This is a genomic window from Bradyrhizobium sp. CCBAU 45321 (genome assembly GCF_028128975.1).
Taxonomy (GTDB): domain Bacteria; phylum Pseudomonadota; class Alphaproteobacteria; order Rhizobiales; family Xanthobacteraceae; genus Bradyrhizobium; species Bradyrhizobium yuanmingense.
In genome coordinates, this window is record NZ_LFKZ01000080.1 from 1 (window position 1) to 6,557 (window position 6,557).

At 59.5% G+C, this 6,557-nt stretch carries 5 protein-coding genes and 3 pseudogenes; 6 read left to right on the forward strand and 2 right to left on the reverse strand.

Annotation, left to right across the window (positions count from 1 at the left end; translation table 11 throughout):
* The 3 genes and pseudogenes from tnpC to ACM43_RS10065 all read left to right on the forward strand — a co-directional run.
* Positions 1-843: pseudogene (gene tnpC, locus ACM43_RS10055) on the forward strand (IS66 family transposase); the annotation flags it as partial.
* Complete coding sequence (locus ACM43_RS10060; RefSeq protein WP_162130879.1) at positions 840-992, forward strand: hypothetical protein; 153 nt, start codon at positions 840-842, stop codon at positions 990-992. The pseudogene tnpC and the gene ACM43_RS10060, both read left to right, overlap by 4 nt.
* Positions 992-1,201 (forward strand): hypothetical protein, encoded by a 210-nt coding sequence (locus ACM43_RS10065; RefSeq protein WP_050996349.1) that lies wholly within the window; start codon positions 992-994, stop codon positions 1,199-1,201. Before ACM43_RS10060 ends, ACM43_RS10065 begins: the two co-directional genes overlap by 1 nt.
* Here the strand turns inward: ACM43_RS10065 and ACM43_RS10070 are convergent.
* A pseudogene (locus ACM43_RS10070) lies at positions 1,198-2,535 on the reverse strand (cystathionine gamma-synthase family protein). The gene ACM43_RS10065 and the pseudogene ACM43_RS10070 sit on opposite strands and share 4 nt — an antisense overlap.
* A 305-nt stretch (positions 2,536-2,840) precedes the next feature.
* Positions 2,841-3,002 (reverse strand): NEL-type E3 ubiquitin ligase domain-containing protein, encoded by a 162-nt coding sequence (locus ACM43_RS10075; protein WP_083235187.1) that lies wholly within the window; start codon positions 3,000-3,002, stop codon positions 2,841-2,843.
* A gap of 949 nt (positions 3,003-3,951) precedes the next feature.
* Between ACM43_RS10075 and ACM43_RS38785 the strand changes: the two genes are divergently transcribed.
* The 3 genes and pseudogenes from ACM43_RS38785 to ACM43_RS10080 all read left to right on the forward strand — a co-directional run.
* Positions 3,952-4,584, forward strand: coding sequence for a nucleoside deaminase (locus tag ACM43_RS38785; protein ID WP_433960424.1), 633 nt, complete (start codon positions 3,952-3,954; stop codon positions 4,582-4,584).
* A gap of 38 nt (positions 4,585-4,622) precedes the next feature.
* Positions 4,623-5,255: an SDR family NAD(P)-dependent oxidoreductase gene (locus tag ACM43_RS38790; RefSeq protein ID WP_199751074.1), complete on the forward strand. Its 633-nt coding sequence runs from the start codon at positions 4,623-4,625 to the stop codon at positions 5,253-5,255.
* A 970-nt stretch (positions 5,256-6,225) separates the two neighbouring features.
* A pseudogene (locus tag ACM43_RS10080) lies at positions 6,226-6,495 on the forward strand (DDE-type integrase/transposase/recombinase); the annotation flags it as partial.
* Positions 6,496-6,557: the final 62 nt, after the last annotated feature.

Below are 6,557 nucleotides of genomic sequence, written 5' to 3' on the forward strand. Positions count from 1 at the left end.
TGAGGCGAGAGTCTCACGCCCGGTTCTGCGAGAGGCTGGAGGTGAAATCCCTCCGGCCTACTCACCCGACAGTGCCGGTGCTGGCCAAGGGCAAGACCGATACGGCACGGTGCTGGATCTACGTCCGGGACGATCGGCCGTTTGGCGGCGCCGGGCCGCCGGCGGCGATGTTCTACTACTCCCGCGACCGTAGGGGCGAGCATCCCCAGGCGCATCTGGCGGGGTATGCCGGCATCCTGCAGGCCGACGCCTATGACGGGTACAACCAGCTCTATCTGGCGGGACGCCACCCTGGACCGATCCGGGAAGCGGCGTGTTGGGTCCATGCGCGGCGCCCGTTCTTCGCCATGGCCGATATCGAAGAGAATGCGCGTCCCAAGGCCACCGGCAAGCAGGAGCCCCGAAGAGCGTCTGGAGATGCGACGGACGCTAAGCCGGCCTCTGGTCGAGGATCTGCAGGTCTATATGCGGGAGCAGCTCGCCAAGCTGTCCCGTGGGCACGACCTGGCCAAGGCGTTCAACTACATCCTGAAGCGATGGGCGAGCTTCACGCTGTTCCTGCAGGACGGACGAGTCTGTCTCTCCAACAATGCCGCCGAAAGAGGCTTGCGAGGCATCGCTCTTGGACGAAAATCCTGGTTGTTCTGCGGCTCTGATCGCGGCGGACGGCGCGCGGCGTCCATGTATAGCTTGATCATCACGGCCAAAATGAATGGCGTCGATCCGCAGGCCTGGCTCACGGATATCCTTGCCTGCATCGCCGTCCGCCCAGCTCACCGGCTGGACGAGCTTCTGCCCTGGAATTGGACGCCGGCATCTGCGTTCCCCGCTCGAGCGGCATGACCACGCACGTCAACAAAGTTCATCACGTCACCACCCTCACCCAGGTCGCAAAAGACCTCGGTGAAGACGAAGACTGGCTGCGCGACATTACCATCGGCGTTCACCGACTTTGGCATCGAAAACCTGATCGAGCTCGTCAGGTTCTATAATGGAGATCGAGGACGGCCTGATCTGGGTCTATGGCGTCGGCGAAGATGGTGTGCAGGCCGTTGGCAACGGAAATGATCCAACCAGCCTGCGGCCTACGCCGGATGCGTACGCTAGAGAGTTCGAGCGCTTCGTTTCCCCGCACTGGCTGCTCCCGGCAGATCGGCCCGTGCTGCCAGTCTACATCATTGGACTGGTGCAGAACGACTAGAAGGGTACAGGGTGGACCCGGTAAAGTGACCCTCGAAAACTGTTGCGGGGGGATGTCCCGATCAATGTTGAACTACGTCGGGCCGGCATTTCCGAATGAATGTTATGCGGCCCTCGTGAATCGAGCACGCCGATCTTTTGGCGAATGTCGGCGGGGAACGCCGGAATGGGTCATCGTCGCCGGCAGGCTTGCAAGCGATTCCGTGGCCCCAGGCTCACCGCAAGCTTGAGGATCTGCAGCGCGTTCAGGAATTTCACCGCCGCCTCCGTGCCGCCGACGATGTCGAACGAGAACGTCGCCCCCGCGCCGAGGCATTGCCGCGCGAACACGCGGCGCCGGAGAGCGAGTCCTGCTCGTGATGACCGAGGTAATGCACCTTGGCGACCTTCGGGTGGTCGCGCAAAAAGTCCGCCACGAGCCGCGCATTCGCATCGGCTTTCTTCATCCGCAGGCTGAGCGTCTCGAGCGAGCGGTTGATCATCCAGCAGGAATGCGGATCGAGCTGGGTGCCGATGGCGCCGCGCAGCGCCTTGATGCCTTTCATGATCGCTTTCGATCCGAGCGCGGCGCCCGCGATCAGGTCGGAATGGCGCCGACATACTTGCTCAGCGAATACAGCGACAGGTCCGCGCCGTGCTCGATCGGCCGCTGAAACACCGGCCCGAGCAGCGTTTTGTCGCAGGCGATGATCGGCGTGTGTCCCTGCGCCTTGCCGATGGCATCGACGATGCGGCGGATCATTGCGAGGTCGACGAGGCCGTTGGTCGGATTGGCGGGCGTCTCGATCAGGATCATCGAAACCCGTCCCCTCCCCGTCCCCTCCCCGTCGCCTCCTCCGCGCCTGCCTGACGGGGGCTTCATCGATGCCGTCGGCAAAGCCGACCGCGCCGATCGACAGACGCGCAAGCGTGTTCGTCAGCAGGGTCTCCGTGCCGTCATAGAGCGGCTGAGAGTGCAGGATGACGTCGCCGGGCCGGACGAAGGGCCAGGATCGTGGTCGCGATCGCCGCCATGCCCGAGGAGAACAGCGCACAGCTCTCGGTGCGCTCGTAGACCGCGAGCCTGTCCTCCACGATCTCGCTGTTGGGATGGTTGAAGCGTGAATAAACCAGGCCCGCGCCCATGCCTTCTGGCGGCTCACGCCGGCCGGGGACGTAATCGAAGAAGTCCTGGCCGTCTTTGGCGGTCTTGAACACGAAGGTCGAGGTCAGGAACACCGGCGGCTTGATGGCGCCCTCCGACAATTGCGGATCATAGCCATAGGTCAGCATCAGGGTTTCCGGATGCAGCATATGGTTGCCGATATGGGTCTTCGACGGGAACGGATTTACCATGGTTGCCTCGCTGTTCTGATGCTTGCCCCGCGTTGCGGGCCGAATCGGTGGTACACGGCGGTGGTCACACAATCGAGCCCGGCCTTTTTGGGCTCCCTGTTTTGCGGCGGTCTTCGCGCAGTTGCGGCATCGGGGAAGCGAGTCCGACTCTCACCGCTACTTGCACACATTTTAGCAGCTGACCTGAGCAATGCGCCGGCGTCTAGGCCGGCGCTCCGCAGCCCTGACGTACAGCGCTATGCCTCATGCGAACTAACAAAAGCTGCTTCACAGCCTGAGGCCGTGACCATCGAGCACCCTACCCCTTAGAGCGCCCTTGATCTCGCAGGCAATTTCCTTGCATCGTCCCAAGGTTGCCAGTCCGTCGCCAGATAGTCAGCAAATTCCGCCGCCTCCTTACTCCGCACGGTTATCTCTGCACTGTCAACGTCAGCGTCGGTGACGCCGGAAACTTCAAATAAGCGCATAAGTGCTGCTGGATAGTTTCAGATCTCAGGAAGGATCAAGCGATTGTGACGCCGAGCTTTCCCGCCGAGCGCGCAATGCTTTCGCCGCAACGAAGTTACTGACATCCCGCGAGGTCAGGCCCACGGTCCGATAAGCTGAAACAAGGGCGATCAGGGCGGAATGTTACGGGGTGGTGGTCGATGAGAAAGGTCGACAGACCAAGTGACCTGAAAGCCCCTTTCCGCTTACGCTACCACTCCGCATGGCGGCCTAGCACCGTCAGAGGCTCCACCTATCGATGCGGAAACTCGGTTTAGACAATCAGGGCAGCTCTGAACCACCGTTTCTGGTAGTGGTTGTAAGTCACGCGATGCGGTCTAATGCGGGTGCGAGTTGCCCGAGGTCGGAGACGGATGGCACGAAGAATGGCGTTGAACACTCTACGATAGGGCCAATCGCTGAACCAGAACTAAATGGGATGGTCTCAATATCGCCACGGCCGGCGAAAGCTACCAAGAAAGGATGACGCTATCCATGCCACTAGGCTCGTCCAAGCCACGACTGACAAGACCCCGATCCGGATATCCGCGGCCTAACGTCGGCGGAAGCGGACCAAACGCGTCCTTGCTCTCGTTCATGAGCACTTCGTTTGCCTAGGCGGTTAGCGATGTGACGATTTGATCAGACTAGTTCTCTCGCGATCCGTGGCAATGAGTGCAACGCCCTGTTTGCTCTCTCCACTATGCCAGCTTTCATCTGTCGCTATATTTCCCGCACTCCATCTGGGCTATTTACAATGATCTCCGTTGCGATGCATGAAGACCGCCTCTCACGAACATCAACCCTATACGCGAGTCCATACTCTCATCATCGCAGTTGGGGAAATATCCGGTCCGGCCAGTGGTTGTGGTTCCCTTACCGATGCTGACGCTCATGAGTATGCCGGAAGCTTACGCTCAAGATCTGGCAATGATAGAGTGGTGCCTAGAGCTCGCTCGGCGCGGTGCGGAGCACGGAGAGCTGCCGTTCGGGGCTGTCATTGTTTCTAAAGGAGAGATCGTTGCCGAGGCGACAAATTGCGTTTCGTCGGAAGGCGACGTAACTAGACACGCGGAGCTAGTCGCGCTTTCTCGGGCACAAAAGAGTCTGAAGCGAAAACGTCTGCCAGATTGTACTTTGTATTCGATCGTCGAGCCGTGCCCGATGTGTTCGTTTCCTACCAGAGAGGCGCGAATAAGTCGGGTGGTCTTCGCGCTTTCCTCTCCGGTGATGGGCGGATACTCGAAATGGACCGTACTGAAGGACGAGCATCTATCCAGTAAACTGCCTGAGGTTTTTGGAAGTCCGCCGGAAATCGTGTCCGGACTGTTGTCAGCGCGAGCCGAGCAGGTCTGGCGTGACTGGAACCCGATTGCTTGGCGATACATGAAACGAAGAGGTTGCTTTGGACCGGCAGCGGAGTTGCCTGAACGCCATGCGTCCGCACCGCGGCCCATCGTATCCTGGAGCGGCTTGACCGCCTTTTTCGCTGCGCCGGCCCTTTCGATTAGCAAGGCCTTTTTGCGCTCTCGTCCGAGTTCGAAGTCAATCCTTCCCGAATAACCGACGCGACAATCGCCTTCCAAGACAAAGGAAATTGAATGCCAAAACCGCTTGCTCTTGTAACCGGCGGATCATCCGGCATCGGGCTTGAACTGGCCCTACTTCTGGCTAAGGACGGTCACGATCTGGTAATCTCAGGTTTCAGTGATCGTGTTCAGCACGCGGCTAGTGAACTCCGGTCGCTCGGCGCTGAGGTGATTGCTTTCAGCTCCGATCTGACTACGGCGGAGGGCAACGAAGTTGTCATCAAAGTAGTATGGGATACTGAGCGGCCATTGAAGATTGCGGTGCTAAACGCAGGGATTTCCATCGGTGGCGCATTTCTTGAAATTCCGCTGGAACGGCATTTGGATCTGATTAGTTTGGACGTCATCTCCCCGGTCCGTTTGATTTATGCCCTACTGCCAGGCATGATCAAGAGCGGGGGTGGGAAGTTTCTGTTTGTCAGCTCGCTCTCCGCCACTACGCCTACGCTTATGAGACAGTTTACGGTCCCTCGAAGGCATTCCTGTCGTCCTTCGGCCACAGCCTGCGCGAAGAACTGGTTGGCACGAATGTCGGGATCACCATCTTGCAGCCGGGAGCCACCGCAACGGCATTCCATGCTAAGGCCGGCATGGGATCGACAGCATTTGCTGACAATAACTGGAAGAACGATCCGGCCCTTGTAGCACGCCAAGGCTATCACGCCCTCCTTACTGGCGAAACCTGCGTGATAGGGGGGCGATGAAGCCACCCGAGAGGCTACACGTCTGAACAAGGTGCTGTCTGAGGAAGAAAAGGCTCATCGTCATGCGATGATGGCTCGACCGCAATAAGGAGTAATGGCATTAAGTTCGATAGCCTGAAGCTCTGAGGTAATCGGCACATTGTCGGAGGTGAAGGCGTCGAGTGGGTGTGCGATTGCGGCCCAGACCGCAACGGTGCGCGGGGCAGCTTTGCGGAGCGCAGGTGCTTGAGCTTGCCGACCAGCCGAACGAGTTGACGCCCTGGAGCAGGCCGCTGGGAAAGGTTGTAATCTTTGAGGCTATCAGCACCAACATGAGTGATGTGCGGATTGACACTTCGCGGTGGGAGCGCGAGTACGGGAAGAAGCCAAGGGGGCGCCGCTATTGGCGCTTCCGGATCATATCGCCCAGTATTTCGGCGAAAGACTATGAGTTCAGGACGGAGATTCCATTGATGTTCCCCAGGGCGCGCAGGGCGGCAGTAGAGAGGGCGCGGCAACGCGGTTCGGATCAAGTCGTGGTGCTACCGTGAGGAACGATGGCGAGTTGGGCAATCGAACGCATAGTTTACCGCAAGACGCGCCGCTACGTAATCGCCGGCCATGGCAAGAGTATGAACTCGGTCAGTCGTGGACGAACAAGGCGCGCGTCAAGCCAGCTTTGAAGAGTCGTTGTTCTCACAAGTAGCGCGCGACGTGGAATCGAGGAGTACCAAATCGCGCGGTGCCGCTGCGCGCAAAATGTCATTCATGCGCCATCCCATCTTCACCTTCGATCACAAAGCGGTGCTCTGGCAGCTGCTGTAAGGCTATCGCATATTCAGTTTTACCACCCAGCACGGCTGATGTCGCGTCGCGGGAAAGACCTCGTCGCCAGGGCCCAGACGATGGCGCGACGGCCCCCAAAAATCGTCTCGCGCGACTTCGTGTCAGATCAGATCACCGACGGCCGTCGCTCCGCATTCTGACCGTGGTCGACCATAGCACCCGCGAGTGTCTGGCGCTGGTGGCCGATACCTCGCTCTCGGGCACCCGCGTGACACGGGAACTGGAGCCGCCTGATCACCGAGCGCGGCAAGCCTAACACGGTGGTCAGCAAAAACGGCGCTCAACTCGCCAGCAATGCCGTTCTGACGTGGGCGGATCAGAGCCGCGTCGCTTGGCACTACCTCGCGCGAGGCAAGCTGACCTTGCCCCCAGATTTTATCCAGTTCTGAGTTCGCTCAAGCCATTGGATTTGCCCAGT